Origin of the sequence: Olsenella profusa DSM 13989 (assembly GCF_030811115.1) — a bacterium.
Taxonomy (GTDB): Bacteria; Actinomycetota; Coriobacteriia; order Coriobacteriales; family Atopobiaceae; genus Olsenella_F; species Olsenella_F profusa.
This window is the reverse complement of the sequence record NZ_JAUSQK010000001.1, coordinates 1,576,344-1,601,460: the sequence shown is the minus strand read 5'-3', so window position 1 is coordinate 1,601,460 and position 25,117 is coordinate 1,576,344. Positions and strand designations below refer to the sequence as shown.

At 63.8% G+C, this 25,117-nt stretch carries 21 protein-coding genes and 3 tRNA genes; 3 read left to right on the top strand and 21 right to left on the bottom strand.

The features are described 5' to 3' along the window. Positions 1-33 precede the first annotated feature (33 nt). From mnmA to J2S71_RS07365, 3 genes are read right to left on the bottom strand one after another with little or no spacing between them, the layout of a single operon-like run. Positions 34-1,074: a tRNA 2-thiouridine(34) synthase MnmA gene (mnmA, locus tag J2S71_RS07375; protein WP_370873235.1), complete on the bottom strand. Its 1,041-nt coding sequence runs from the start codon at positions 1,072-1,074 to the stop codon at positions 34-36. A 26-nt stretch (positions 1,075-1,100) separates the two neighbouring features. Continuing rightward, positions 1,101-2,339 (bottom strand): cysteine desulfurase family protein, encoded by a 1,239-nt coding sequence (locus J2S71_RS07370; RefSeq protein WP_021726422.1) that lies wholly within the window; start codon positions 2,337-2,339, stop codon positions 1,101-1,103. Then, the gene (locus J2S71_RS07365) at positions 2,332-3,210 is read right to left on the bottom strand and encodes a putative ABC transporter permease (protein ID WP_307390314.1); all 879 of its coding nucleotides are present in this window, start codon (positions 3,208-3,210) and stop codon (positions 2,332-2,334) included. The genes J2S71_RS07370 and J2S71_RS07365 overlap by 8 nt, the downstream gene beginning before the upstream one ends. A 213-nt stretch (positions 3,211-3,423) precedes the next feature. Between J2S71_RS07365 and J2S71_RS07360 the strand changes: the two genes are divergently transcribed. Both J2S71_RS07360 and J2S71_RS07355 read left to right on the top strand, forming a co-directional pair. Beyond that, positions 3,424-3,499: transfer RNA gene (locus J2S71_RS07360), tRNA-Gly, on the top strand. Between the two features lie 47 nt (positions 3,500-3,546). Continuing rightward, positions 3,547-3,620: transfer RNA gene (locus J2S71_RS07355), tRNA-Cys, on the top strand. 100 nt (positions 3,621-3,720) lie between these two features. On the opposite strand, the gene J2S71_RS07350 is transcribed toward J2S71_RS07355, so the two are convergent. From J2S71_RS07350 to J2S71_RS07330, 5 genes are all read right to left on the bottom strand, one after another. After that, on the bottom strand, positions 3,721-4,482 hold the full coding sequence (locus tag J2S71_RS07350) for an anti-sigma factor antagonist (RefSeq protein WP_307390311.1): 762 nt from the start codon (positions 4,480-4,482) through the stop codon (positions 3,721-3,723). A 67-nt stretch (positions 4,483-4,549) separates the two neighbouring features. Then, a complete protein-coding gene (locus tag J2S71_RS07345; RefSeq protein ID WP_307390308.1) occupies positions 4,550-6,742 on the bottom strand; it encodes a GAF domain-containing SpoIIE family protein phosphatase in 2,193 nt (730 codons plus the stop codon). A gap of 171 nt (positions 6,743-6,913) precedes the next feature. Then, the gene (locus J2S71_RS07340; protein ID WP_021726417.1) at positions 6,914-8,005 is read right to left on the bottom strand and encodes an ABC transporter ATP-binding protein; all 1,092 of its coding nucleotides are present in this window, start codon (positions 8,003-8,005) and stop codon (positions 6,914-6,916) included. Positions 8,006-8,009: 4 nt separating this feature from the next. Further along, on the bottom strand, positions 8,010-9,722 hold the full coding sequence (locus J2S71_RS07335) for an ABC transporter permease (protein WP_307390303.1): 1,713 nt from the start codon (positions 9,720-9,722) through the stop codon (positions 8,010-8,012). A 100-nt stretch (positions 9,723-9,822) separates the two neighbouring features. After that, entirely contained in the window at positions 9,823-10,959 is a 1,137-nt protein-coding gene (locus J2S71_RS07330; RefSeq protein ID WP_307390300.1) for an extracellular solute-binding protein, read from the bottom strand. Between the two features lie 475 nt (positions 10,960-11,434). Between J2S71_RS07330 and J2S71_RS12310 the strand changes: the two genes are divergently transcribed. Further along, a complete protein-coding gene (locus tag J2S71_RS12310; RefSeq protein WP_370873206.1) occupies positions 11,435-12,574 on the top strand; it encodes a transposase in 1,140 nt (379 codons plus the stop codon). Positions 12,575-13,145: 571 nt separating this feature from the next. Here J2S71_RS12310 and J2S71_RS07325 read toward each other — a convergent pair. From J2S71_RS07325 to J2S71_RS07265, 13 genes are all read right to left on the bottom strand, one after another. Continuing rightward, positions 13,146-13,221 (bottom strand) — tRNA-Thr (locus J2S71_RS07325). 75 nt (positions 13,222-13,296) lie between these two features. Further along, entirely contained in the window at positions 13,297-14,253 is a 957-nt protein-coding gene (locus J2S71_RS07320; protein ID WP_307390297.1) for a hypothetical protein, read from the bottom strand. A gap of 35 nt (positions 14,254-14,288) precedes the next feature. Continuing rightward, positions 14,289-15,329 (bottom strand): hypothetical protein, encoded by a 1,041-nt coding sequence (locus J2S71_RS07315; RefSeq protein WP_307390294.1) that lies wholly within the window; start codon positions 15,327-15,329, stop codon positions 14,289-14,291. 148 nt (positions 15,330-15,477) lie between these two features. Beyond that, on the bottom strand, positions 15,478-16,683 hold the full coding sequence (locus J2S71_RS07310; RefSeq protein WP_307390291.1) for a purine-nucleoside phosphorylase: 1,206 nt from the start codon (positions 16,681-16,683) through the stop codon (positions 15,478-15,480). Positions 16,684-16,705: 22 nt separating this feature from the next. Beyond that, positions 16,706-17,947 carry a SurA N-terminal domain-containing protein gene (locus J2S71_RS07305; RefSeq protein ID WP_307390288.1) on the bottom strand — a complete coding sequence of 414 codons (1,242 nt, stop codon included), beginning with the start codon at positions 17,945-17,947 and terminating at the stop codon, positions 16,706-16,708. 89 nt (positions 17,948-18,036) lie between these two features. Further along, a complete protein-coding gene (locus J2S71_RS07300) occupies positions 18,037-18,609 on the bottom strand; it encodes a hypothetical protein (RefSeq protein WP_021726375.1) in 573 nt (190 codons plus the stop codon). Positions 18,610-18,616: 7 nt separating this feature from the next. Further along, a complete protein-coding gene (locus J2S71_RS07295) occupies positions 18,617-19,393 on the bottom strand; it encodes an NYN domain-containing protein (RefSeq protein ID WP_021726386.1) in 777 nt (258 codons plus the stop codon). A 27-nt stretch (positions 19,394-19,420) separates the two neighbouring features. After that, positions 19,421-20,392: an NAD(P)-dependent oxidoreductase gene (locus tag J2S71_RS07290; protein WP_307390283.1), complete on the bottom strand. Its 972-nt coding sequence runs from the start codon at positions 20,390-20,392 to the stop codon at positions 19,421-19,423. Positions 20,393-20,444: 52 nt separating this feature from the next. Further along, the gene (locus J2S71_RS07285; RefSeq protein WP_307390281.1) at positions 20,445-21,470 is read right to left on the bottom strand and encodes a DegV family protein; all 1,026 of its coding nucleotides are present in this window, start codon (positions 21,468-21,470) and stop codon (positions 20,445-20,447) included. An 8-nt stretch (positions 21,471-21,478) separates the two neighbouring features. After that, positions 21,479-22,072: a ribosome hibernation-promoting factor, HPF/YfiA family gene (gene hpf / locus J2S71_RS07280; RefSeq protein WP_307390280.1), complete on the bottom strand. Its 594-nt coding sequence runs from the start codon at positions 22,070-22,072 to the stop codon at positions 21,479-21,481. Between the two features lie 122 nt (positions 22,073-22,194). Next, positions 22,195-23,268 (bottom strand): substrate-binding periplasmic protein, encoded by a 1,074-nt coding sequence (locus J2S71_RS07275; RefSeq protein WP_307390278.1) that lies wholly within the window; start codon positions 23,266-23,268, stop codon positions 22,195-22,197. Positions 23,269-23,664: 396 nt separating this feature from the next. Beyond that, entirely contained in the window at positions 23,665-24,411 is a 747-nt protein-coding gene (locus tag J2S71_RS07270) for a ComF family protein (protein ID WP_307390275.1), read from the bottom strand. A 315-nt stretch (positions 24,412-24,726) separates the two neighbouring features. Continuing rightward, positions 24,727-25,017, bottom strand: coding sequence for a hypothetical protein (locus J2S71_RS07265; RefSeq protein ID WP_307390272.1), 291 nt, complete (start codon positions 25,015-25,017; stop codon positions 24,727-24,729). Between the last annotated feature and the right edge of the window lie 100 nt (positions 25,018-25,117).

Below are 25,117 nucleotides of genomic sequence, written 5' to 3'. Positions count from 1 at the left end.
TTGCATACGACTCGACAGGGTGCCGCGGGCTGGCTAGCGGGCGACAAGGCCACCGCCGAGGCAGGTGAGGCCGTCGTACACCACCACGCTCTGGCCCGGGGCCACGCGACGCTGGGTCCGGGCGAAGCGGACGTGCGCATGTCCGTCCTCGGGACACTCAACCCATGCATCCATGAGCGCACCCGTGTGGCGGCAACGCACCCGATACGCCCCCGCCACAGGTGGCGTCCCCGCAATCCAGCGCGTGTCCTCCAGCTCCAGCTCGTCGGCAAGCAGGGCCGGGCTGTCGCGATCCGCCGTCACGTAGACGACGTTGCTCCCCACGTCCGTGGAGGCGACGTAGCGTCTGGGTCCCCCACCCAGGTCGAGCCCCTTGCGCTGGCCCACGGTGAACAGGAACGCCCCCTCGTGGCGCCCGAGCACGCGGCCCGTCTCCAGCTCCACGACGTCACCGGGACGGCGCTCCAGCGCATCGAGCAGGAACGTGCGGATGCCCACCTCGCCCACGAAGCAGATGCCGTCCGAGTCGGGCTTGTCCTCCACGCCCAGACCGCGCTCGGCGCACCTGCGGCGCACCTCCGCCTTGCTGGCGATGTCCCCCACGGGGAAGAGGATCCGCGCAAGCACCGAGGCGCCCACGCGCCACAGGAAGTACGTCTGGTCCTTGCGCTCGTCCACCGCACGCATCAGCCGCGTTCCACCCGCGTCCGTAACCACCTGGGCATAGTGTCCCATGGCCACAAGGTCTGCCCCCTCGGCGAAGGCCCGATCGGCAAACGTCCCAAACTTGACCGTCCGGTTGCACATGACGTCGGGGTTGGGCGTGTAGCCCCGCGCATAGGCATCCACAAGATAGTCCACCACCGTGGCCCTGTACTCTGCCTCGCAGTCCCACACGTCGAGCGGGATGCCCAGCGTGACGGCCACGCGCTCGGCGTCAGCCAGGTCGTCGGCCCAACGACACCTGAAGCCCGGCAGGTCCCGGCTCCAGTTGCGCATGTAGACGGCACGCACGTCGTACCCCCGCTCCTGCAGCAGGGCCGCTGCCAGCGCGGAGTCAACACCACCGCTCATGCCCAGGTAGACCTTCTGTCCTCCACTCACCGGTGCCCTCCTCCACATGGCAGCCCGCTCTCGGAGCGCCCCAGACGTCCCGCCTCATCCCGCACGACCTCAGTGATGCACTGGGCGGCATAGGCCACCTCGGCCTCGGTGGTGGGCCGACCGAGAGTGATGCGCAAGCTCCCTGCGGCGACCTCCTCAGGCACGCCCATGGCCGCGAGCACGTGGCTCACGCGCATCCTGCTGGCGGCGCAGGCAGAGCCCGTCCCCACGCTCACGCCCCGACGCTCGAGCAGGATGACCAGGCGGCGCGCATCCAGGCGGGGGAAGCTGATGTGCAGCAGCCCCGGCAGGCGGCCCTTGCCCCTGCGCGGGCCGGCCACCCACGCCCAGGGAAACGCCCGCATCAGCGTGCTCTCCAGCCCATCGCGCAGGCCCGCCAGACGACGGGACTCCACGCCTCGCATCTCCTCGGCAAGCTCGAGGGCTCGCGCAAAGGCCACGACGCCCGCCACGTTCTCCGTACCGGAGCGCACGCCACCCTCCTGGCCGCCGCCCAGCACAAGTGGGCGCAGGCGCACGTCGTCACTGCTCCACAGCAGGCCGACTTGCTTTGGTCCATAGGCCTTGGCTGCCGAGAGGGTCATGAGATCCGCACCGAGCGAGCCCACGTTCACCGAGAGATGGCCCGCTGCCTGGGACGCATCCACATGTAACCAGATGGGACGCCGCTCCCCCGCCGCAAGCCGACGCGCGCGCTCGCGGCCGACCATCTGGGAGAGCTCCCGTATGGGCTGCACCGTGCCCACTTCGCCATTGGCAAGCCCCACCGAGACAAGCCCCACCTCGGGCGTGATGGCGCGCTCGACGGCACCCATGTCCACACGGCAGCGCGCATCCACGCCCACAAGCGTATGGGGCCGTGCACCGGCGCACGCCAGCACGCTCTCATGCTCTGCCGCATCCGTGACCACGACCCCATCGGCTGCAGCCACGGCAAGGTTGTTGGCCTCGGTGGCGCCTGCGGTGAGGGTCAGCCCATCCGCACGCGCACCAATGGCCCGGGCAAGCGTCGTGCGCGCCTCCTCGAGCGCGCGCTTGGCCTCACGCGCATGGGCATACGGTGCCGAGGGGTTCCAGAATCGCTCCGTAAGCCACGGCAGCATGGCCTCGACAACGGCAGGATCCATGGGTGTCGCCGCGGCATAGTCCAGGTATGCCCCATGCACGGATGCGCCCACGGCACCGACATCCGCACCAGCCGCCTGACTAGTCACCGCTCATCACCATATTCTGGAAGCGGCTCGCCATCCACGAATCCGTGTAGTGGTCGCTCACCCACTCCTCAAGCTGGTTGCGTGGCTCCCTGCCCTCATAGCGTGCCGCACGCTGCTGAAAGGCCATGAGCGTCATGAAGATGTCCAGCGCAAGGTAGAGCGCAAGCAGGCTGACGAAGACGACTTGCCTGACGGTGGTGGGCTCGCCGATGCGAAACAGCATCTCGGGCATGATCAGCTTCGTCCAGATGAGTCCCAACGCCCCCCAGAAGAAGAGGAAGCGCCAGGCAACCCACTGTGTGATATGGTCGGGCTCGGCAAGGTACGTCCACGACTGCGCATGGAAGAAGTGGTCCATGCCCCAGCCCGTGACCTGCTCCAGCACACCACCAACCACCATGCACACGAGAAAGATCGTGGCCAGGTTGGCATGCCGACGACGCAGGCGGAAGGCGACGAGGGTCAGCAGTACCGTCCCCACCCCATACAGCGGCGAGAACGGCCCCCACACCAGCCCCACACGGCTCTGCGTGAGGCCGGCCGTCACATACATCCAGGCCTCCTCGAGCACAAGGCCGCTCACGGAACCGATCAGAAAGAGATACACCACCTGATACCATCCGAAGTACAGGGAGTCCAGATAGTACTCGCGCTCCGCGACGACCGCGCGCCACACTTCTTGGATTTGGCTGCGCGCCAGGCGCTCACCGTTCAGATGGGTGGCAACCGCCTCCTCGGAGAGACGCTTGTGGTCAACCGCATGGGCCAGGTCCTTGCCGCGTCCGAGCCATGCCCACAGCCAGTGGATGGCAAAGGCCACGAGACGCACGATGAGCATGAGGGCAAGAAGGGTCAGGATGCTGGTAAGCATGGGCCTCCGGAAATACTCGCAGGGATGTATGCATTTCTCTCGATTCCAGCATAGCCCATGCCCTGGGGCACCCTCCCGCTCCCATAGTAATTTCTCATACCATCCGGCCAGGTACAGTGGCATGTTCGACAGCATGGGACGAAATGTTTCCCAACTTTTTGCAATTCAGGCTTGCATCGCCATCGTGGCTCACGTATATTATTCCTCGCATTCGCGGGCTTGGCGCAGTTGGTAGCGCGCCACCTTGCCAAGGTGGAGGTCGCGGGTTCGAACCCCGTAGCCCGCTCCATGCGATGCACCGGCCGGATTCATTCGGCCTTTTTCATATGGTTACATGGCGAGATGGCCAAGTGGTAAGGCAGAGGCCTGCAAAGCCTTTATCCCCGGTTCGAATCCGGGTCTCGCCTCCAAGAACGTGTCGGGCGGCTGCGTGAGCAGTCGCCCTCTCTCATCTCCCGTCCCATCGTCGGCAGCCAGCCTCCCGTCAGTGTGCCGCATGCAAGGCATCCCTTACCGCAGGGACGTCTGCCCCAGCAGCTTGACCAGGCGCACGATGGTCCCCGTGCCACTGGGCCGCCGCGCGATGGTCACCGAATCGGTCAGCAGGCGCATGAGCCTGATGCCACGACCCCGCTCGACGTCGTCGTGGGGACGGGCGGCCACCTCCCGCGCGTCAAACCCACAGCCGCAGTCCGTGACGTCCACCACCACACGATCCGAGTAGCATGCCATGGAGATGGCGGAGCACTCGCAACAGGCATGGTCAACGGCATTGCCCATGGCCTCTCCCACCGCAAGCGTAAGGTCAAAGAGCTCATCGGGCGTAAGGCCAACATGGGAGAGGCGCCGTCTGACACCCGCACGCGTTGCGAGCATGTCCATGGGGTTGACGCGCAGGGAGCAGCGCCAGAGGGGCTCGGCAGAGGGATCAAGCTCCTCGATCGTGCGACGCTCCCCCACCCATGAGACGGGCATGAGGTCAACCAGACGACAGATGCGCAGCGTATGCATCACGCAGGGACTCGCATTGACGATGGAGAGCAGACCCCCCAGCGAGCGGATGGCGCGCATCTCCCCCAAAAGCAGCCCCACGCCCGCGGAGTCGATATAGCCCACGTCGGCCATGTTGAGCACGATGCGTCGACACCCCCCCGCTACCAGGGCATCCACCATGCGGCGCAGGCACGGGGCGGTCGTGACGTCAACGTCCCCCTCCACGGGAACGAGTGCGATGTTGGTGGAACGTTCCATACGGTGCTTGTTCCCCATCATGGAGAGCATCTATCAGAGAACGTGTGAGCCAGGCGGAATGCGTCTGGCGTCCGCCCCGTCACGACGGCTATCCCCCCACGTCATCAAAGCGCAGGGCGACCATGGCGACGTCGTCATCCAAGGTGCGCCCCGTGAAGTCGTCAAGCGTGGCAAGCAGGCGGTCGAGCAGGCCATCGAATCCCTTGGGCTCCTGGGTCATGACGGCATCGCGCAGGCCATCCTCCCCGAAGAACGCGCCGCTCGGGGCGCGCGCCTCTGTGGTGCCATCGGTATAGAGCAGCAGCGCATCACCCGGTCGCAGGCTCATCTGGCCGTCCCGATACACCATGTCGTGGAACGCCCCCACCACGCCTGACTGCACGTCCAGACCTTCCAGCTCACCCGAGTCGCCGCGCACGAGCAGCGCCGGGGGATGCCCCGCCGAGCAGTACGCGAGCGCCGCCCCCTTGAGGTCGATGATGCCCACAAAGAGCGTCGCAAACGTCTCGACGCGCGAGAAGCCCAGCAGAAACTCATTGAGCAGCCTCACCATATGCGCTGGCGAGAGGCCCTGCCAGGCGTAGGCGCCGAGCGCGGTCTTCACGGCGGCAGAGACCGAAGCCGCCTCCACACCCTTGCCAGACACGTCGCCCATGATCACGCAGGCACGCTGGTCGGGCAGGCGGATGAGGTCGTAGAAGTCCCCGCCAATGACGGCCGTCGCCGTCGCAGAGCTGTAGATGCCCTGCGCCGTGATGCCATCCACCTGTTGGAGCTCGTTGCGCATGCCCGTCTGCAGGGCCTGCGCGATGTGCCTGTTCTGACGCTGCGCCTCGCCGCCCAGCACCAGCTCGTGGATGTCGTGGGCGACCGTCCCAAGAAATGCCCGCTCCACCTCCATGAAGGGCTCGCTGCCCTGGGGCCTTGCAAGCAGGAACACCCTGCGTGCGCCCCAGAGCACACCAAGATCGATGAGGGCCGTTGGCATGTCGGCCACATTCACCTGCTCTCCAAGGGGGCTCTCGGGCTCCACGACCATGACGGCAGGAGCCGCCTCCCCCAGCAGCGCGCCATCGACGTGCACGACCCCCAGTTCGGAAAGGTCCGCGGAAAGCAGACCGTCCTCACCTTCCACAAGGGGCTGAAGGATGGTGCCCCCCAGCTCCTCGCACGCATGGGCGAGACAGGAGAGGACTTCCCGCTCCGACGTGCCCTCATCCTCCATGAGCATCTCGCGGATAGACGAGGCGACGCTGTCGAGATGCATCTCGCGACGCGTACGCATGGTCTGGAGCGCCCCCGCCAACTGCACGGAGAGATACTGTGCCACGGCATCGAGCAGCTCGGCATCCTCGCAACGCATAGGGTGCACACGCTCCCAACCGACCTCGAACAGGGCGATGACATGACCGCCGAACCAGATGGGAACCGCCATGAGGCTCGTGAATGGCGGCAGGGTCGCGGCACGCACGCGATGTGTCTCGCGCGTGGTCTCATCCACCACGTCCCGATAGGCAACGCTCCCCTGCCTGAGGTCGTCCCGATGAGGCGCGAGCACCCGTAGCATGAGGGCCGTGCCCACCCGTACGGACAGCGTTTCGATGGAACGGCCGAGCGGCACATAGGGAGACACCGGGACGCCCTCGAGCGACGAGCTACGGCCGCGCAGGTGATAGCCCTCCCTTCCCACCACGTAGAGGATGGTGCCCGTGGCCTCCATGGTCTGGGTGATCTCCTCGAGCACGTGTCCGAAGAGCGTGGGGATGTCCTGGGCCCCAAGGGTGTCCAAGACGATGCCGAGCGTGCCCGCAAGGCGTTGGTTTGCCCGGGAGAGCTCGCCCACCAAGCGGTCATGCTCTGCCTGGGCTGCCTGCAGGGCATCGGCCACGTGTGCCACGAGCAGGAAGGCGCCCGCGTTCAGGTGCTCACAGCGGATGTCAAAGTCGACCGAGGTGCCATCCCTCCCTAGGCACGTGAGGGCGTTGCGCTGTCCATCCACCGTGAAGGGCAGCTCGGAGAGGTGAAAGGGAGTCCGGGGAGCAACGCCCACCGCAGGGGGGAAGATGGCCCGCACATCGGTGCCAATCAGGCTTTCCGACCCGCCGCCATGCACGAAGAGATGCTCCGCGGCATCGTTGGTGAGGGCTATGCGTCCCGCGTCATCAAACAGCACCGCGGCATCGGACATGAGCGCAAGCAACCTGGCCAGCACGGATTCCGTGGCACGGCTGCCCATCACATGCGAGCGCCGCGCAACGCCCTCGATGCCCTCTTCCTGCATCACCGCACTCCCTTCCCCGTCTTCCCGCCAGCATACCCCGATGATGGCATCGCATGTGCACGGCGCGATCCGAGGTGCTGGGGGCGGCTTCCAAGGGGTCATGCGCTCCCGCCGCTGCCCAAGACACCCATGGCGGGCTCTCGGCCCTGGCACACCCGCCCGGCGAGGCGACTACGAGGTGGTGACGGGGAGCACGTGCACGTCGCTCGGGCCAAACGTGACGCAGGCCGCATCTCCCACCCCGTAGATGTGCTTGCTCTTGGTGTCGTACTCCGTCACCCTCACGAGGTGGTCGCCGCACGTGACCTGATAGTTCTGGTAGGCGCCCATGAAGCGCGAGAGCGTCACCGTGCCTGGCAGCACACCCTCGTCGGCCAAGTGTGCGGCCTCGGGGCGCAGCACCAGCGTCACGTCCTGACCCTCCTGGGCACCATTGAGGTCGGCCACCTCGATGGCCTGATCCTCCACGGCAACCACACCGCCTGTGCCCTCTGCCGCCGAAACCCTGCCCCGCAGGAAGTTGGACTCGCCGATGAAGTCGGCCACGAACTCGTTGGCGGGACGGTCATACACCGCGTGGGGATCGCCGACCTGCTCCACGACGCCGCCCCTCATGATGATGATGTCGTCGGAGATGGCCATGGCCTCCGACTGGTCGTGCGTGACATAGATGGCCGTGATGCCCGCCTCCTGCTGGATGCGGCGGACCTCGGTACGCATGCTCACGCGCAGCTTGGCGTCGAGGTTGGAGAGCGGCTCGTCGAACAGGAGCACGCCCGGCTCGATCACCAGCGCGCGGGCGAGGGCCACGCGCTGCTGCTGGCCCCCTGAGAGCTGGTTGGTCATGCGGTCCTCCATGCCGTCCAGTCCCACGAGGTGCAGGATGTCGGCAACCTTCTCGCGGATGACGTCCTTGGGCATCTTGCGCAGCTTGAGGCCATAGGCGACGTTGTCGAAGATGTTGTATTGAGGCAGCAGGGCATAGCTCTGGAACACCATGGCCGTGTCGCGCTTGTTGGGCGTCAGGCCGTTGATGGGCTCGCTGTCCATGTAGATCTCGCCCTCGTCCGGCGATTCGAAGCCGGCGATCATGCGCAGGATCGTGGTCTTGCCACAGCCCGAGGGACCCAGCAGGCACACGAACGAGCCCGGCTCGATGGTGATGGTGGCGTCGTGGACCGCATAGAAGTCCTTGCCGGTCTTGGGATCCTGGTAGATCTTGGACACGTGCTCCAGACGCACGCTCTTCTTCTCCTTGGCCATGGAACTATTCCTCCTTGGAGGTTGCGGTACTGGTGCCAAAGCGCCCGATGATGAGGTTCATGAGCAGGACGGCGGCATAGGTGATGACGATCAGGATGGTGGAGAAGGCGCAGGCGACACCGTAGTCCCCCTTGCCGGCGAACTCGTTGATCTGCACCGTGATGAGCAGGAACTGGGGCGTCACGAGCAGGATGATGGCCGAGATGGCCGTGATGGAGCGCACGAAGGCGGTCACGAGGCCGGAGAGGAACGAGTCCTTGATGAGCGGCAGGGTGACGGTCATGAACACCGTGAAGCTGTCGGCGCCCATGTCGTAGGCGGACTCCTCGATGGACTTGTCGATCTGGCGCAGGGCCGAGATGCCCGAGCGCGTGCCGGTGGGCAGCGAGCGCACGATGAAGACGATGACCAGGATGGCCGCCGAGCCATAGAGTCCCTTCATGACCCCCGTATGGAAGAGGCCTCCCGAGAAGCCGCGGATGTAGCCCACGCCCAGCACGGTGCCGGGTACGGCCATCGCGAGCATCGACACCGCCTCGATGAAGCCCTTGGAGCGGAAGCTTCGCTTGACCACCAGGTAGGAGATGATCATGGAGAGCAGGGCGGTGATGGGTGCCGACACGAACGAGAGCAGGAAGGAGTCACGGAACGCCTGCAGGCCATGGTAGCGCGAGAACACGAGGCCAAACCACTTGGTGGTGAGCGAGTAGTCGCGTCCCCAGGTCTTGAAGAGGGCCCCAAGCGGCACGCAGGCATACATGACCACCACGAACAGGGCCACGGCGCCACAGAGGATGGAGAGTGGCAGCCGCACGGAGGCGTCCGTGATGAGCATGCGGGCGCGCGAGGCCTTGCCGGAGAGCGTGGAGGTGCTCCTGGCCTCGAGCACGTACTTCTGGACGACGAACATGAGCAGGGTGATGCACAGGAGGACGACGGCCATGGCCGCAGCGCCCTCCTTGTCGTAGGCTCCCGTGATCTGCAGGTAGATGGTGGTCGCCAGCGTGTCGTAGGAGCCACCGATGATCATGGGGTTGGCGAAGTCGGCGATGGACTCGATGAAGGTCACCAGAAACGCGTTGCCCAGACCGGGCAGGATGAGCGGCAGGGTGACGGAGGTGAAGACCTTCCAGCGCGAGGCCCCCATGTCGCGGGCGGCCTCCTCGAGGGAGGGATCGATGTTCTTGAGCAGGCCCTTGAGCATCATGTAGCACACCGGGAAGAACGTGAGGCTCTGCACCACGAAGATGCCCCAGAAGCCATAGATGTTGTTGTCGGGGATGCCCAAAAGGCCACGGGTGATGAGGCCCGACTTGCCAAAGAGCAGGATCATGGAAAGCGAGAGCACGAAGGGAGGGGAGACCACCGGCAGGATGGAGACCACCCTGAAGAGCCCTGCCATGAACCTGCCCCCGAGTCGCACGTACACCTCAACGTAGGCAAAGAGCAGTCCCACCAGCGCCGAGACGACGCTCACGCAGAAGCCCACCGACAGCGTGTTGGTGATGGCCGTGTCGAACGATGGCAGGGCGAGCACCCGCGCGAACACGTCGAGGGTGATGCCCCTGTCGGTGACGAACGAGTCCACCAGCAGGATGGCCAGCGGATAGAGGATGAACAGCGTCAGGAAGGCGATGAGGACGACGATGGTGGTGACCATGATGGGGTCGGCCATCAGCTTCCTGCGATCGAGCCTGGCTCCTTGGTTTGTGGCCATGCGGCGATCCTTCCTGCGATCACGCCCTGCAACGAGCGAGCGGACGGGACGTGCCCGTCCGCCCTGACATGCTCCCGGGGTGCATATGCGAGCGGTGGCGTTACTCGGTCTTGAAGCGGTCGTCACCGCCGCCGAGGGCGGCCATGACGTCAGAGACGTACTGCTCGGTGTTGTCCTTGGCGTCATCGAAATCGTAGTCCATCACGTTGTCAGGGTCGAGACCGTACTCGTCGGCAAGCTTGGGCTGCGTGGCATTGTCAATGACCAGGAACTGGTAGGAGCCATTCTGCGCCGCCAGGTTGACGCATGCGGGCGAGAGCGCATACTCCACCCAGAGCTTGGCCGCGCTCTCATGCTGGGCACCCCTGAAGATGGCCGTGGCGCCCACCTCATAGGAGGCGCCAGAGGATGGGATGACGAGGCCGATGTTGTCATAGCCCTTGTCGGCGATCTGGTAGATGCCGTCATGCAGCATGCCGATGCCGATGGTGCACTCACCGATGCCGATGGACTTGGAGGGACCGGAGCCGCTCTTGGTGTACTGGGCGATGTTCTTGTCGAGGTCCACCAGGTACTGGATGCCCGCATCGTGGCCGTACTTCTGGATGATGGTGTTGATGAGCAGCTTGGCCGTACCAGACGTGTTGTAGTTGGATGACCAGATGAGACCCTTGTACGTGGCATCCGTGAGATCGGCGTAGTCGGCAGGGACGTCTATGCCCAGACGGTCGATCTCCTCCTTGTTGTACATGATGCCTAGGATGCCCTTGTAGATGCCGTACCAGTCGCCCTCGGTGGACCTGAAGGTGTCCGCGATGAGGTGCGAGGCGTTTGTGGGCTCGTACTTCTCGAGCAGGCCCTTGCCGGACGCAACGTTGTATGGGTCGGTGGTGCCCCCGAACCAGACGTCACCGGAGGGGTTGCCGTTCTCCTCCTCGACCTTGGCCTGGACCTCGCCCGTGGAAAGGCGCTGGTACTGCGTCTGGATGCCATAGAGCTCCTGGAAGTGCTCGCAGGCGGCGGCCAGGTACTCCTCCTCGCAGGAGCCATAGACCACGAGGCTGCCCTCGTTCTGCGCGGCAGACCTGAGACTCTCGTCCGCACCGACGGCGTCGGTGCCAGAACCACCCGAGCCAGAGTCGCCGGCATTGGAGCCGCCACAGGCAGCAAGGCCAAGTGTGGTGGCCGAGGCGGCGGCAGCGCCCAGGAAGTTCCTACGAGACAGATTCATGGCCATGTCATATCCCTTCATTGCCCAACGAGATGCGATGCACACGTCGTGCATGCCCAGACACAGTCTCGCAATAAAGTGGGAGCTTTTGGGCAGTATTCGACGAGCGCGGGGTTAGCCGTGGGTGAGCGTGACCACGGGCACGAAGGATCGTGAGGAGGAGCGGGGCCCAGAGAAGACGGGGCAGCGCACCGCGTGCGGGCCACGTTGGCATCTTGTGGCGACAGGAGCTCCCCTGTGGCGCCGTGTGGGTCCCGATCGATCCGTGTGGGTGCGATCCGCCGCGTGTGGGTGCCATCTGCCGCGTGTGGGTGCTAATCTCCCGGCTTGGCTTCCCTCGACCTGACGATATGTTCATCGGCTTAGAGGCTGGTGGGCTGTCTCCTCCAAAGCAAGACAGCCCCCTTGTCTCCTGAGTCGTGAGCCAGCATGAGACCATCAAACCTCAGCCAGGGTCACAAAGAGAAGAAAGGGGGCCTTCATGAGGGAGCATACCACGCAGGTAGGAATGGACGTTCACGCCAGGAGTATCGTGTGCAAGGCGCCTGTTGTCACTTCGGGAGAGGTAAAGGAGCACTGCCTTCGTGGCTCTACTATGGTCTTGGACCTTCTTGAGTGGCTGGGGAAGCTACCTCAGCCCGTGCGCCTTGCGTACGAGTCGGGCTGTACGGGCCATGAGCTTGCTCGCACACTGAAGGCTGCAGGCTTCAGCTGTGACATTGCTGCGGCAACAAGCATTCCTAAGTCCCCGAAGAACAACCGGCACAAAAACGATCGCAATGACGCATCGATACTCTTGAGAGAGATGCCCAGTCCCGCAAGTGACATTTCCTACGTCTGGATTCCTGATCGTGAGACCGAAGGGGCACGTGACCTCGTGAGAGCGTACACATCCCCGGCTACTCTTGTAAGCTCACGGAGGCGCAGGATAGCAGCCTTTCTTCTTAGACATGGCTGCGTTTGGAACGAGAGGACCTCCTCAGGAAGATTGAAGTCAACTCATACTGCGACCTACAGAGCCTGGGTCGCAAGCTGTGATCTGGGATGTGAGGGCGCAAGTCTCACACCGAAACTCATGCCTGGAGGGCTCTGCGCCTTAGAAGAGAGCCGTGCTGCCTTCAAAGAGAGTGTAGAGGGACTCCGTCAGTCTTTGCGCTGGGCACCTTATGTTGATGCGATTTCTTTGCCCTTGGGTATAGGCAGTGCCACTGCTCTTCCTGCGGCAGCCGAGTTTGGGAGCCTTTCTCGCTTTAGCTCAGGCAGGAAGGTCTCTCGGTGGATAGGATGTTCTGCAACCGATCGCTCAGGTGGCCCAAGATGCAGCCCCGGGCACATCCCCAGGGAAGGGCCGACCCTTCTGCGCCGCTTGCTTATTGAGGGTCCTGCATCCATCTGCAGAAGGAAGGACTATACCAAGAGGCATGTGCGTACGTGTGGGGTGTCGCCTGAGATTGGGCGACTTGCCCGTAAGGCCAACAGACGTCTCAAGTCCCGCTTTGACGAGCTTGTTGATTCAGGCAAACATCCCAACGTCGCAAGAGTGGCGGTGGTGCGCGAGCTTGCTTGTTGGATTTGGGTAATTGGGCTTAAGGTGGAGTCTGGGATAGGCTCCATGGCCTAGGCCTGCCACTGACAGAGCCACATCCTTTCGAGCATTCTTATCATCGATGCGTGAAGATGACCCGCGAAAACCGCACACGCAGCCAAAGGGGTCATGTGTGAGACCTGACAGATCACCTTATGCGGTGGTCATGCGGCTCCATCTATACCGAAAGCATCGTAGTGCGGCTCAGTGTATAACCGAAGACCCGCGAATATGTGAGTGGATCGCATGTGAAGCATCCGAAGCTGGATAGATCTTTTTATCCGCTATGAGGACACGCAGGAAGATGAGAGCCCAAAGGGTTTGGAAGCCAGCCCCTGGCTTAGCTATCTAGGGGCTGGCGAGCTCTGCTAAAAATGTCTCACTTGACAGGCCGACGAACATATGTGCGGTTTTGTGGGTGACTTTCGGGAGAAAGACACCCACATGAATCGATTGACACCCACATGCAACGATTGGTACCCACATGACAGGAAACCCCGGCGTGCTCGCACACGCGACAGCGAAGGAGACCCATGACCCGAGACAAGCTCGCGGACGCCATCAATGAGGAAGGCCGGGACAACGAAGCCCCGGCCTCTGCATCTTCTGGAGCCAGCTATCAGACTCGAACTGATGACCCCCGCTTTACGAGAGCGATGCTCTACCAACTGAGCTAAGCTGGCATCCCCAGCACACCCGCAGATGCGGCACAGATTCTATATGAACCATCGCTACGAATGCAAGCGCCGTCCTCGAATCTACCGAATGGGTCGGGTTGATGCACCGAGCACGGCGGCATCGGAGGGGTCGGTTATCCACTGATAGGTGTACTCGGAATCCCCCGTGGCGTGATACGATGTCTTGCCGCCGCTCGACGTACCGGTAAAGGACTCCATCTTGGTTGTCACCTTGGAGATGTTACCGTCGTCGTCATACTCGAACTCGAGGCGAGAGCGCAGCGGGTCGCCTTGCCCGTAGTCGTTCGAGATGTTCGCAGCCGTCACGACGCCGTCATCATCCGTCTCATACTCATACGTGGACGTGGAGGTGAAGCCGTCCCCCTCGTCATCCGTCTCGGTCACGAAACCATCCGTGTTGAACAGCATCGTGGATACGTATGTGGATGAGCCGTCCTTGGATGAGGACGTCGTTGTCTCCTTGGTGAGGTTGCCGTCGGCATCGTACTCGTACTCGACCGTGGATACTTCCGTACCATCATCGGGATTCGTCGCCACCCGCCTTGCCAGGGTCCCATCATCATTGAACTCGAGGTCATAGTGACCCTTGCCTGAGTGCTCGTCGGTATCGCCCGTGGTCTCCCAGTCGGTGGTCCAGCCATTCTCGTCCACAGCAAAGGTGGTTGTGAACGAGTATTCCTCTACTTCCTGAGTTGACTTGCCATTCTCATCGCGTTTGTGGTCGCTTCGTGTGCCGCTCGCGGAAATCATATTGCCATGATCATCCAGCTCGTACGTGACATCCGAATCCAGTCCCGAGGAGTCCGTGTGCTTGCGTGATGCCGTCACAAAGATGGGCTGATGCTTGGGTGCCAGAACCCCGAGCCCCCCATCGCCCGAGCTGTCAGGGGATGTGAATCCCAAGGGATTGCTGCAGGCGGAGAGTGCTGCCAGCGTGCCGCCTGCAGCCGATGACAGAAGCGCACGCCTGCTCAGGGAGTGGGCACCGAAGTGAGGGACGGGACTGCTGGTGGACATGCTCTGCTCCAATCGCTGACACACGAATGTGATGGCTACACGGTCACGAGCAAGGAGTCAAACACCGCTGCGGGTGAGGGGTCGTCGATGAGCGTGTATGTGTAGGTCGTGCTGGTGGTCCTTGTGACCGGCCGCCGCTTCGCCCCTGTGTCAACGGTTCCATAGACGTCCACGTCCATCTCGGCGGTTCTCTCGCACTGAACGAGGTTGCCGTTGTCGTCGTATGTGTACGCATCCTCGTAGGCGGAGGGGCTCGGCGTCGATGGGCTGCTTCCCGAAGCATCGGACGTTAGCTCCACGTGCGCCCCCGTTATCACACCATCGTCATCCATCTGGTACGTATAGGTGCTCAACGAGGTGCTTCCTGATCCCTTCCTCCGCGTAAAGGTGTATTTGCTCCGCGTGGGGAAACCCTGCTCGTTGTAGTCGGTGACAGATCTCGACTGTCCGCTCTCGTCGGACGAGGATCCTGACGTGTTTGTCACCTTCGTGATGACACCGTCGTCGTACTCATAGGTCGTCTCAGAGGACGTGCCATCCTGGTCGTTAGCGTTCCCGTATGTGGTGTGCGTCAGCCTGTACGGCTGGCCATCGCCGTTGAACTCGTACGTCACATCGCTACTCGAACTGTCAGTGGTGCTCCTCTGCGAATCCTTCCTCGAGGTCGACGAGCCGCTCGAGCCTCCTGCGGTGGTCAACGTATAGGTCGACTCCACGGAGGTCACCCATCCGTTCTCGTCACGCGTGTAGGTGGACAGCATGCGCTGTATGCCACCACTGTCATCCTCCGTCCCCTCTGGATCAGTGAAGTCGGTCGTACGTTGCATGACGTTCCCATGCTCATCTAGGGTAAGGTCGACGGTGACATCAGACGTCCCAACGGAGAAACCGCTCGATGTACTCTTGTAACCCGTCAACACGTAGAGGGGGGCCCTCTTGAGTCCGATGACACGCTCGATCTGGTCGAATGGGCTGCTGCAGCCTGCCAGGGCTGGTGCGAGAAGTCCCAGGCCCAGTGCAGCGCCCAGCAGGGAGCGACGGTCAAGAGGGCGAGCGCACAGAGAGCCGCCAGACATGATTGCTCCCCTGTCATCGAATGGTGGATGGTAACGCTCCTAGCCTAGCACCAATCGGTAATTGCACACTCAACGATACAAGATGGAAACGGCCAACGCGCTCTGGGAGGGATGGCGAGCGAGGTGTCATCCTTCTCACGCGGGCGCCCTAGAGCAGACGCAGCACGCCGCGCACCAGCCGCTCGAAGCTGTCCGCATGGTGCTGTGCCCCTGCGCGCACCGACTCGTGCGATGTCCCCGGCGCACCGGATGCGTTGGCTGCGAGCGTGAGCCCCAGCACGTGCATATCCAGGGCATGGGCCATGATGACCTCGTTGACCGTAGACATGCCCACATATGAGACGCCCAGCTGCCGCATCAGGGCCACCTCGGCCGGCGTCTCGAAGCACGGTCCCAGGACGCCCGCATAGACGCCCTCCTCCACCGCGATGCCCAGGTCGTCCGCCACGCCACGAGCCAGCGTGCGCAGATAGGGCGTATAGGCATCCTTCATGTCCACAAAGGGCGTCTTCACGTCGCGCTCCCCCTCCCATTCGGCAAGGGGATTGCGTCCCGTGAGGTTGACCTGGTCGGAGAGTATGCCCAGGCCCAGGCTGGCGTTGCCCGGGACGGCTCCCGTGGCACAGGCAAAGATGATGTCACGGCAGCCCAGGTGGTGCGCATGGCGCACGAGGGACGTGACCTCCGCGGCGCTATAGCCCTGATACAGGTGGATGCGCCCCGGATAGACCACCACCGGGACGTCGTCCACCGTGCCGACCGTGGCCTCGAAGCAATGACCGCTCACGGGCATGGCGTTTGTGGGGAAGCCCTCGATATCGTGATAGTCGATGCGACGCACAGGCTTGACCAGACTCTTGAGGTGCCCAAGGCCCGTCCCCAAGACGATGGCGACGGGATGCTCGACGGACGGCTTGCAGCTCTTGACGAGATCCTCGGTGACCACGCAGAATCCCTCCTCCCTCAGGAGACGTGCGAGCAGCCCGTCTCCCCGCGTCAGCGTGCCAGTGTAGGAACCATCGTAAATCACATCCACGCCGCAGGAGGGGCTCTTCGCCTTCAGAACGGCGAGAGGTGCCGCCGCGGCGCAGATGCCCTCTTGGCGTGCCCGCTCCAGAGAGAGATGCGCACCCCGCTCGAAGTCCTCCGTGACATCCCTGCCGTCTTCGAGCATGACGCGTCCGCCGCGCTGCTCGGCGGGAGGCCTGGGTATGGGAAGCCCCGAGGCAAGCTCGGGACAGATTCCCACGGCGTCGACTTTCCCACAGAGCTCCTTCACCTCGGGCACGGGCTTCGCCCCACCATCGTAACGGCAGGCGCTGCCCAAGAGGCATCTGCTCACCAACGCGCGCATGCGCGGCACCGTGGCAGGGCGACTAGATCACCAAGGTGCCCAGCTGGAGGTTGGCCTGCGCCAGCTGGCTGTTGACGTAGTTCGTCCAGCCCTGGGAGGCCTGCTGAGCGGCTGCCTGGTACTTCTGCGAGGCAACCACATAGGCAGCCCACGCAGCGTTATAGCTGGCGGAGTCGGGCGTGACGGTGTAGTTGGCCAGGGCCGAGGCGTAGGGACCATCCGTAGCGGCCCAGGTACCTGCATTCGCATCCCACTCGCTACCCGCAAGGTTGATGATGTAGTCCGCATACTCCTTGCTCGTGGCATCCTTGTTGCCATCGGAGGGCTCGGTGGGGGCCGTGGGCGCATCGGGCACGGTGGTAGTAACCACGGAGTCGCGCAGCTTGTCTATCTTGGCGGTATCAGCAACCTCCTGTTTTACCTTATCGGCCGAGATGCCGAAGTTGGAGGCGATCTGGTCGAAGTCGGAGGTGCCGGCATGTTGCTGGGCAAACTGGCTCAGCTCGTCATCGGAGACAGTGATGCCCTGATCGTCTGCCGCCTTCGTGAGAATCTGCGTACGCGCGACGGCGAGGACGCCATCGGCGGAGGGCAGGTTGTAGGTGCCATCGGCATTGGCCTGGTTCTGGCTGGAAGTGGTATCGAGCACGTCCTGCGCCGTGATGTTGTAGGTCTGGCCCTTGTACGTGTAGGTGCCCATGACCGTATTGAGCTGATCGGCGGTGACCGTGGTCTTGCCAGAGAGGGAGCCGTCAATCACGCCGCCGGTAATGCGCGTGAGCACGAAGCGGCCGAACAGCATGCCCACAAGTGCGCAGGCAATGGCAATCCAGACCCACGAGGTGGTCGTGAGACCCTGGCGACGGCCAATCGTACGGGGCGACCTGGATGACCTGGTGCCTGCGGAACCCCTATGGGAGGTCTGGGAAGACCCCTTGCCCTTGCTGCGAGGAGCGTTCTTACGTCCCTTGTCCTTGGACCCTTCGTCCTGAGAGTCTTCCTCGGACTTCCCGGACTTTTTGGATCGCTTGCTCCGCTTTGGCGCATTGTCCTCATGGTCGTCCGTGGACTCCTTGTGCCTCTTGGACGTGCGACCTCTCTTGGGCTTTTCGCTGGAGGTCGTGGACTCCTCGTCCTCGAGCGTGTCCTCGTCATCCTGGATGTCAGGCAGAGCCCCGTCAGTCGCCACCTTCGAGGCCCGCGCATTCCTCTTTTCCTTCTTACCCTTGTTCTTGTTGCCGCGTTTGTTGTGCTTACGTGACATGCTCATCCTCCTACGCACCTAGGGGCACTGATTGCAGGGCCATGATGGCCGCCTATCGTCAACCAATCCTCGAAATTGTAGGCGAGGCACTACCTCTTGTTGAGGGCCTCCACAATCTCACACGAAAATGCCTTTATATAGCCCCTACCGTTCTGGGCGTCGAAGTCGATGCGCGCATGCAGTGCGTCTGCCACATCAGGAGCGATGGAACCGCCCGCAAACTCCAGAAGACAACCGAGCATGTCACGGTATTCCGGATCCCCGTGATAGCACTGTACCGCCTCATCGAGGATGGGCCACACCTGAGCGGAACGGGCCGGCTCGGTGGCACCAAAGCTCGTGAGAAAGCGGAATGCCGCAAGGCGCACGGCAGAGGACTCCTCGTCGAACAGGGACGCCTCGGCACCTTCGAAGGCCTCCTCCACGCAGCCGGGGTCCTCCTTGGCCATCTCGGACAGGACATCCAAGAGCTCCCAGCGCGTCTGCGCCTCGGGACGGTCGAGGCCGTCGATGACGTCGCCGGCGTACTCAAAGAGATCGCTGACACCCTCCCTGGCACGACGGGCCAACTCACGTGCAGACTCCTGCCTATGGCGACGGTTGGAGCCATCCAGCTCCGCCACGAGCGTCTCTAGATCCTTCTCGGTTTCCTTGTCTGCCATGTCTCCCCTATTCGCTAAACCCATCCACCATGATCGTGCCGCTGCGCGGATCCTGATGGAGTTCGATGAACCCCAGCTTCGACGCCTCACGCAGCAGGTTGCTGAAGGAGCGGTAGCCGTAGCTGCGCTCCGAGAACTGCGGACGCTTGCGCTTCATGGTGTCCTTGAGGCGCGAGGCAAGTATGGCACTGTCGCTCTCGCCCTGCAGCGCGTCGATGGTCTCGAACAGCAGCTCGTAGCAGGCATGGCGCTCCTTGGGCACCGTGGCGGTGAAGTCGGGCGTGCCTCCCTTGCTCACGATGTCCTCATAGAAGAGGAACTCGTCGCACACCTCGGCGAGCAGGCTGCTCGTGGACTCCTTCATGCCCACGCCGATGACGGTCTTGCCGAACTCCTTGAGCTTTGCCACGAGCGGCGAGAAGTCGGAGTCGCCGGAGAGGATGGCAAAGGTGTCGATGTGCTCCTTGGTGAGGCACATCTCCATCGCGTCCACGGCAAGGCGGATGTCAGCCGAGTTCTTGCCGGTATAGGCACGGTCTGGGATCTCGATGAGCTCGATGCCCAGCTCGTGCAGGGGCGTGATGGCGTCATCGAAGCGCTGCCAGTCGCAGTAGGCGCGCTTGGCGGTGATGCGCCCCTTGTCGACGAGACGCTCGAGGATGCGCTTGACGTCGGGACGCGGCCCTGGCTCCTGATGGCCGTTGCGCTTGCGCCTGCCCGTCCCTAGGGCGAGGTTCTCGTAGTCGATGAGGACGGCGAGCGAGCTCTGTGCTGCTTCGTTCATGTGGTCGATGGTTCCCTTCGGGACGCCCTAGTGCTGGCGCCCATCACGATGATGATGCCCGTGGTCGTGCTCGGCAGGCTGCTCAAGCAGCGACCAATCGAGCCCGACAGAGGCTCCCGTCTCCTGATCCTGGTAGAGCAGGGTGATGGCCTGTGTCCCCAGGCGCGAGCCGCCGACCTTGCACAGGGCGTCATACAGGTCGAAGGCGTTCTGGGCGCCTGGCAGGGCCATGCCGGCATCATCCGCCTGCATGAGAGCCAGGCCAAGGTCCTTGCGCAGATGTTCCACCAGAAAACCAGGCCTGTAGTCCCCCACCACGGACCTCGGGGCAAGCTTGCTCAGGGCGACCGAGCCGCCCATGCCGTGCGAGACGATGTCGACCATCTGGGCCCCATCGATGCCCGCTGTCTCGGCAAGGGCAAGGGCATCAGCATAGCCAACCATGGCCGAGGCCAAGGCGACCTGGTTGCAGAGCTTGACCGTCTGGCCGCGTCCAGCAGCGCCCAGATAGTAGACCGTGTCCGAGAAGCACTCGAGCAGGGGCAGAATGGGGGCGGCATCCGTCTCCGCGGCACCCACCATGAGCGTGAGCGTGCCGTCGATGGCACCTTGCTCGCCGCCCGTCACCGGGCAGTCGAGCGCATGTTTGTCCATGACCTCCGCGGCATCGTGGATGTCGCGGGCAAGCTGGGAGGAGCTGGTGGTGAGGTCCACGAGCCAGGCGCCCTTCCTCGAGGCTGCGATGATGCCGCCCTTGTCGAGGTACACCTCCTCGACATCGGTGGGGTAGCCCAACATGGTGAAGACGACGTCCGCCTGCGAGGCGGCCTCGCCGGGCGAGGGCGCCCACATGGCACCCCGGGCGACGAGCGCGTCCGCCTTGGCCTTGGTGCGGTTGTGGACCGTAAGGCCATAGCCGGCATCCAGAAGGTGGCCCGCAATGGGGGCGCCCATGATGCCGGTGCCAATGAAGGCAACGCTGTGGATGGTCGATGACATAGGCCTCCTCTTCGTATCGGATGATGGGCAGACAGCGCCAGAGGGGCGCCCGTCAGGAGGGTTGCCTCCCCTTGCGGACCTTGCGTGCGATGCGATCGGTCAGCGAGAGCTTCTCGCGGCGATCGGTGCCCCAGAAGCAGAGCGCCACCATGCCGGGGCCGACATGGCTGCCCAGGATGGGTGACACCTGGCTGCGGATGATGGTCACGTCCTCGCAGCCCTCCTCCTTGCGCACCTCACGCTCGAGCCAGTCGGCGTCCTTCTCGGCGTCCGTGGAGACGATAGCCAGGGGAAGCGACGCATCATGGGCATAGTTGTCACGAAAGTCCTGGATGATGGCCTTGAGCGCCTTCTTGCGACCACGGCACATGCCGCGCAGCGTGAGGGCGCCGGTGAGGTCATAGGACAGCTCGGGCTTGATGTCCAGCTTGCTGCCCACATTGGCCGCTGCCGGAGGAATGCGGCCACCAGCGGCCAGGCTGTCAAAGCTATCCAGCGTGAAGTACCCATGGACGAAGTAGCGGGCGTCGCACGCCCAGGCATAGAGCCCCTCGGCCGAGAGGCCCAGGCTCGCCTGGTGCACCATCTCGATGGCAAGGAGCTCGCCCGCCGCAGAGTCGCAGGTGGTGTCGAGCACATAGAGCTCGAATCCGGGATACCTCTCCTTGATCATCTCCTGCGCCTGACGTGCGGAGTCGATCGAGGAGGAGAGTCCGCCGGAGAGGCCGATGTACACCGTGGGCATGCCGTCCAGTGCCGCGCGCTCGAAGGCCTCATAGTAGCGCCCTGGCGTGACGGCAGAGGTGGTGTAGTGCACCGTGGGGTTCTTGCGCATGGCCTCGTAGAACTCGTGGGGGTCGCTCGTGGCCCAGAGGTCGTCCACCTGCTCCCCCTCGGGGGTCATGTAGGTGAACGGTATGACCTCCACCCCCAGGGCATCCGTGACGCCAGGGGCATAGTCCGACGTAGAGTCAACGATGAATCGTACGTTGCGCCGTTGGTGATAGGCTCGGCCGACGCGCTTGACGTCGGTCGGATCCTGAGCATCCGCGCTGGTAAGGGGAGAGTCCGTGGGCATGTGCTTCCTTACGCCTCGTCGTTCGTCTCGACCTTGGGCTTGATGATGCCGTAGCCGCCGTTGTTACGATGGTAGATGACGTTGATGAGGCCCGTGTTGGCATTCTCGAACACATAGAAGTCATGCCCGAGCAGATCGGTCTGGATCAGGGCCTGCTCCTCGCTCATGGGTTTGAGGTCGATGTACTTCTCGCGCACCAGGAGGTTGTCCTCCTCCTTGGGGGGCTCGATGAGGCTCGAAAGGTCACCGATCCCCTCGGGTGCCACATCGCCCCGTGCGCCGGCAGAGCGGCGGGTATGGTCGATGACGCGCGTCTTGTACTTGCGCAGCTGGCGGGTGACCTTCTCGGCCGCCTCGTCGATGGCGACGTACATGTCTTCCTGGCTGGCCTCCACGCGCACCACCGCATCGCGCACGAAGACGGTGATCTCACAGGTCTTGCGATCCGGGTTGGAGCGATTGCGTCCCACGCGCAGCACGACATCACAGCTCATGGGGCTGATGTCGAACACCTTGAGGGCCCCGCCGACCTTGTCCGTCACATGCTCGCGCATGCCGTCGGTGATGGAGACCTTCCGACCCGTAATCTTGATGTCAACCATGTGTTCCTCCTTCTTAGAGATCATCCTCTGGAAGAGGTGACTAGCCTAGTTGTACCCCTTGGGGACTTTGCGGGGAAGGCAGATCCCCTGGCGACCGGACGCACATCCGCGCGCCGCACAGGCTAGCTAACGGCATTGGCGCCTGCCGTGGACCCATCGCCCGCATTGCCCGCAGACGACGCTCCCTCGTTGGCGCCCATGGTGCCCGTGGAGGCGCTGGCAGACTGTCCACCCGCGAGCGAACCTGCCGCATTGGCTGCCGCCTCGGGCGTCCCCTTGGTCGGGACCCCCTTGACCTGGTCTGCCGCACCGAGATTGGGGAGGCTCCCCACCCAGTGCGCGCGCACCAGATCGTATGCGCCTGATTCCCGCAGCGCAGAGAAGGCGTCCGAGACGCCCTGCCTGAGGTCGGCGTTGGTGCCGAGCACCGCGATGCCCTTGGGGGTGGGCTCGCCCAGGATGCCGCCCATGGCGACATCGGCATGCGACTGTGCGAGGTACGCGCCGGGATAGGCCTCGCAGAGCACATAGTCCACATCACCGCCCTCGAGTGCCGAGAAGGCGTCATTGAGGTTGTTGTAGCCCGTGGACTGCAGGGAAAGGCTGGTCCGCTCGAGCGCCGAGGCGGACTTGGAGCCTGCCTGCACGCCGACCCTCTTGCCCGTGAGATCGGAGCCGCTGAGGGTGCCACTGAGCTTCTTGCCAAAGAGCGCGGGGGCCGTCTCGGCATAGGAGCAGGCCGTCGTGACATCCGTGCCGGCAGGTGCCACCGTACCCGCCGCGTCCGTTCCGGAGTAGTTCATGACCACGTCGCAGGTGACACCCAGCGCAGCGGCGGGGTCGCTCACACTCACGAAGGAGACCTTGAGCCCCATCTGCTCGGCAAGGGCGGAGGCAAGGTCCACGTCCAAGCCCGATATGGCACCGTCCGCGTTGGCAAAGTAGAGAGGGACGGTCTCCACCTTGGTATTGATGCCCACCGTAAGCGTGCCCGCAGTCACGAGGGCGCCATCAGGCACGCTCTGCGCGTGCTCCGAGGCCAGCGTGGCAAGCGCCTGGTCGACCGAGGGCGTGGACCGCATGGCGCCCGACAGCCCCTGCGCGCCGCATCCTCCCACCACGAGGGCACCAACAAGGGCAAGAGCCCCAACGCATGTGCGACCCCGCATGCCGATGCTCGTGACTGTGATGCCCATCGCTCCCCCGTTTTCGGCAGGCCGCCCGCCAAGGGCGTCCGTCCCCTCCCTGTTCCCTCCAGCTGACCTGGTATTTGACCCCACACTCGCGTACGGGAGCCTTCGCTTCGGGGCTACGGCCCCCCACTATCGGCCCTCTCGCCCGTGGGGCCAGATGCCCCCAGCCGCGGACGGTACGACTTGCTTCTAGGACGAGCCATGCTCGCCGGCACGCTCACGCCCGGCTTACGTGGATCCTTTTGACCTCGTCTGCCATGGACTAGGGAGACCTGCCAAAGCGCGCCACCCGCAACCACAGACCTGAACGGAACGCAGAAAGTATACCAGCCCGTGGGCGTTTCGATCCCTCTCGTATGATCCACAGGCCGTATCTGCGCATCGGTACAGAGACGACCCCTACCATACGCGGGCAAGCGCACAGGCGCTCACCTCCCGCGCACCGTGGTCGCGCAGGGCCTGCGCGCAAGCTCGTATCGACGCGCCGGTCGTGATGACATCGTCCACGAGGAGCAGGCTCAGCCCCGCCACGTCCGACACGACCTCCACGCTGTCACGAAGGTTCGCAGCGCGTTCGCTCCTGCCGAGTGAGCGCTGGTCCCGTGCCGGCCCCCGCGCGAGCACGTCCGCCATCGGGATGCCCTCGAGCGCCGAGAGGGCGCGAGCAACGCCCTCCATGTGATCGAAGCCCCTGCGCACAAAGGCGCGCTCGGTAGCTGGGACAAAGCAGAGCGCATCCGTTGCCGCAGGATCGAAGCGGGGACGGCTGTCGGGAGCGGGCCATGCGCGTGCCTCGTCCAGGGCGCAGGCGATGGCGACGGCGAGGACGGGGGCCAGGCGGCGCTCGTGCCCGTCCTTGTAGGCGGTGACCAGACGCGTGCCCACGCCGGCGAAGGGCAGCGCGCAGGCGACCGTGCGCGTCTCCCACGGCTCGTCGCATTCGGAGCAGGCAAGCCATCCTGCCGGGGCGCCGCAGTTGAGGCACGCCCAGCGCTGGTCTATCCAGGGAAGTGCCGCCCGGCAATGGGGGCACAGCAGCGTACCGGGACGATCACAGCCCACGCACCGCGTGGGCCAGAGCGCCTCCGCGGCACCATCGACGAGATGGGAGAGGATGAGCTGGGAAGAGACGGATGCGGGCACCATGGCACACCTCACTGATGGGGCGCGCGGGCAGGCATCCGATGTACGCCTACGATAGCAGGCACGACGATCGGACGCAATGGGACGAGGCGGTCATGCCTCCTCCATGCATCCTGTGGGTGCCTTTTGCTGCGTGTGGGTGCGAATCGCATCCTGCCGCTCTCGCTGAACTGGGGTTTTGTCGACTGTGATAGGGAGATTGGCACCCACACGAATCAAATCGCACCCACATGAACCGATGGGATACGACGCAGGCATGCACGACTAGCGCATGCGACAGCCATATCGCATCAACCGGCACAGAGACAACCTCATCCGCTATACCGAAACCAACGCGGTTCCTGGCGTCGGAAGCCAGGTCGCACTTGTGTACTTGGGCGCGATCTGCCATGAGCCGTCAGGCCTTCCGATACCCCAGGGGCCGGCCTGGTGCGATGCCGCAGTCACCATGCCCGCACGCACCTCGCTTACATCAGCCCAAAGCGGCTCAAGGACCCACACGCCGCCCGGCTCGGCAATGCCCGTGAGTCCCTCGGCCGCAACGGCAAGTGAGGCGCCATCTGACGAGATGGCAAACATGCTGTAGGGATTCTGGTACCGTGGCGTCACGATCCATGTGCCCGCATCATCCACTATCCCTGCAAGGCCATGCCAATCCCACGGCATGCGAGCTGGAGCGACCTCACCCTTCTCAGTACCCTCAGACGTC

Coding starts and splice junctions, on each gene's coding strand:
- mnmA (WP_370873235.1), bottom strand. CDS start 1,074: ATGAGCGGTGGTGTTGACTCCGCGCTGGCAGCGGCCCTGCTGCAGGAG.
- J2S71_RS07365 (WP_307390314.1), bottom strand. CDS start 3,210: ATGCTTACCAGCATCCTGACCCTTCTTGCCCTCATGCTCATCGTGCGT.
- J2S71_RS07350 (WP_307390311.1), bottom strand. CDS start 4,482: ATGATGGGGAACAAGCACCGTATGGAACGTTCCACCAACATCGCACTC.
- J2S71_RS07345 (WP_307390308.1), bottom strand. CDS start 6,742: ATGCAGGAAGAGGGCATCGAGGGCGTTGCGCGGCGCTCGCATGTGATG.
- J2S71_RS07340 (WP_021726417.1), bottom strand. CDS start 8,005: ATGGCCAAGGAGAAGAAGAGCGTGCGTCTGGAGCACGTGTCCAAGATC.
- J2S71_RS07335 (WP_307390303.1), bottom strand. CDS start 9,722: ATGGCCACAAACCAAGGAGCCAGGCTCGATCGCAGGAAGCTGATGGCC.
- J2S71_RS07330 (WP_307390300.1), bottom strand. CDS start 10,959: ATGGCCATGAATCTGTCTCGTAGGAACTTCCTGGGCGCTGCCGCCGCC.
- J2S71_RS12310 (WP_370873206.1), top strand. CDS start 11,435: ATGAGGGAGCATACCACGCAGGTAGGAATGGACGTTCACGCCAGGAGT.
- J2S71_RS07320 (WP_307390297.1), bottom strand. CDS start 14,253: ATGTCCACCAGCAGTCCCGTCCCTCACTTCGGTGCCCACTCCCTGAGC.
- J2S71_RS07315 (WP_307390294.1), bottom strand. CDS start 15,329: ATGTCTGGCGGCTCTCTGTGCGCTCGCCCTCTTGACCGTCGCTCCCTG.
- J2S71_RS07310 (WP_307390291.1), bottom strand. CDS start 16,683: ATGCGCGCGTTGGTGAGCAGATGCCTCTTGGGCAGCGCCTGCCGTTAC.
- J2S71_RS07305 (WP_307390288.1), bottom strand. CDS start 17,947: ATGTCACGTAAGCACAACAAACGCGGCAACAAGAACAAGGGTAAGAAG.
- J2S71_RS07300 (WP_021726375.1), bottom strand. CDS start 18,609: ATGGCAGACAAGGAAACCGAGAAGGATCTAGAGACGCTCGTGGCGGAG.
- J2S71_RS07295 (WP_021726386.1), bottom strand. CDS start 19,393: ATGAACGAAGCAGCACAGAGCTCGCTCGCCGTCCTCATCGACTACGAG.
- J2S71_RS07290 (WP_307390283.1), bottom strand. CDS start 20,392: ATGTCATCGACCATCCACAGCGTTGCCTTCATTGGCACCGGCATCATG.
- J2S71_RS07285 (WP_307390281.1), bottom strand. CDS start 21,470: ATGCCCACGGACTCTCCCCTTACCAGCGCGGATGCTCAGGATCCGACC.
- hpf (WP_307390280.1), bottom strand. CDS start 22,072: ATGGTTGACATCAAGATTACGGGTCGGAAGGTCTCCATCACCGACGGC.
- J2S71_RS07275 (WP_307390278.1), bottom strand. CDS start 23,268: ATGGGCATCACAGTCACGAGCATCGGCATGCGGGGTCGCACATGCGTT.
- J2S71_RS07270 (WP_307390275.1), bottom strand. CDS start 24,411: ATGGTGCCCGCATCCGTCTCTTCCCAGCTCATCCTCTCCCATCTCGTC.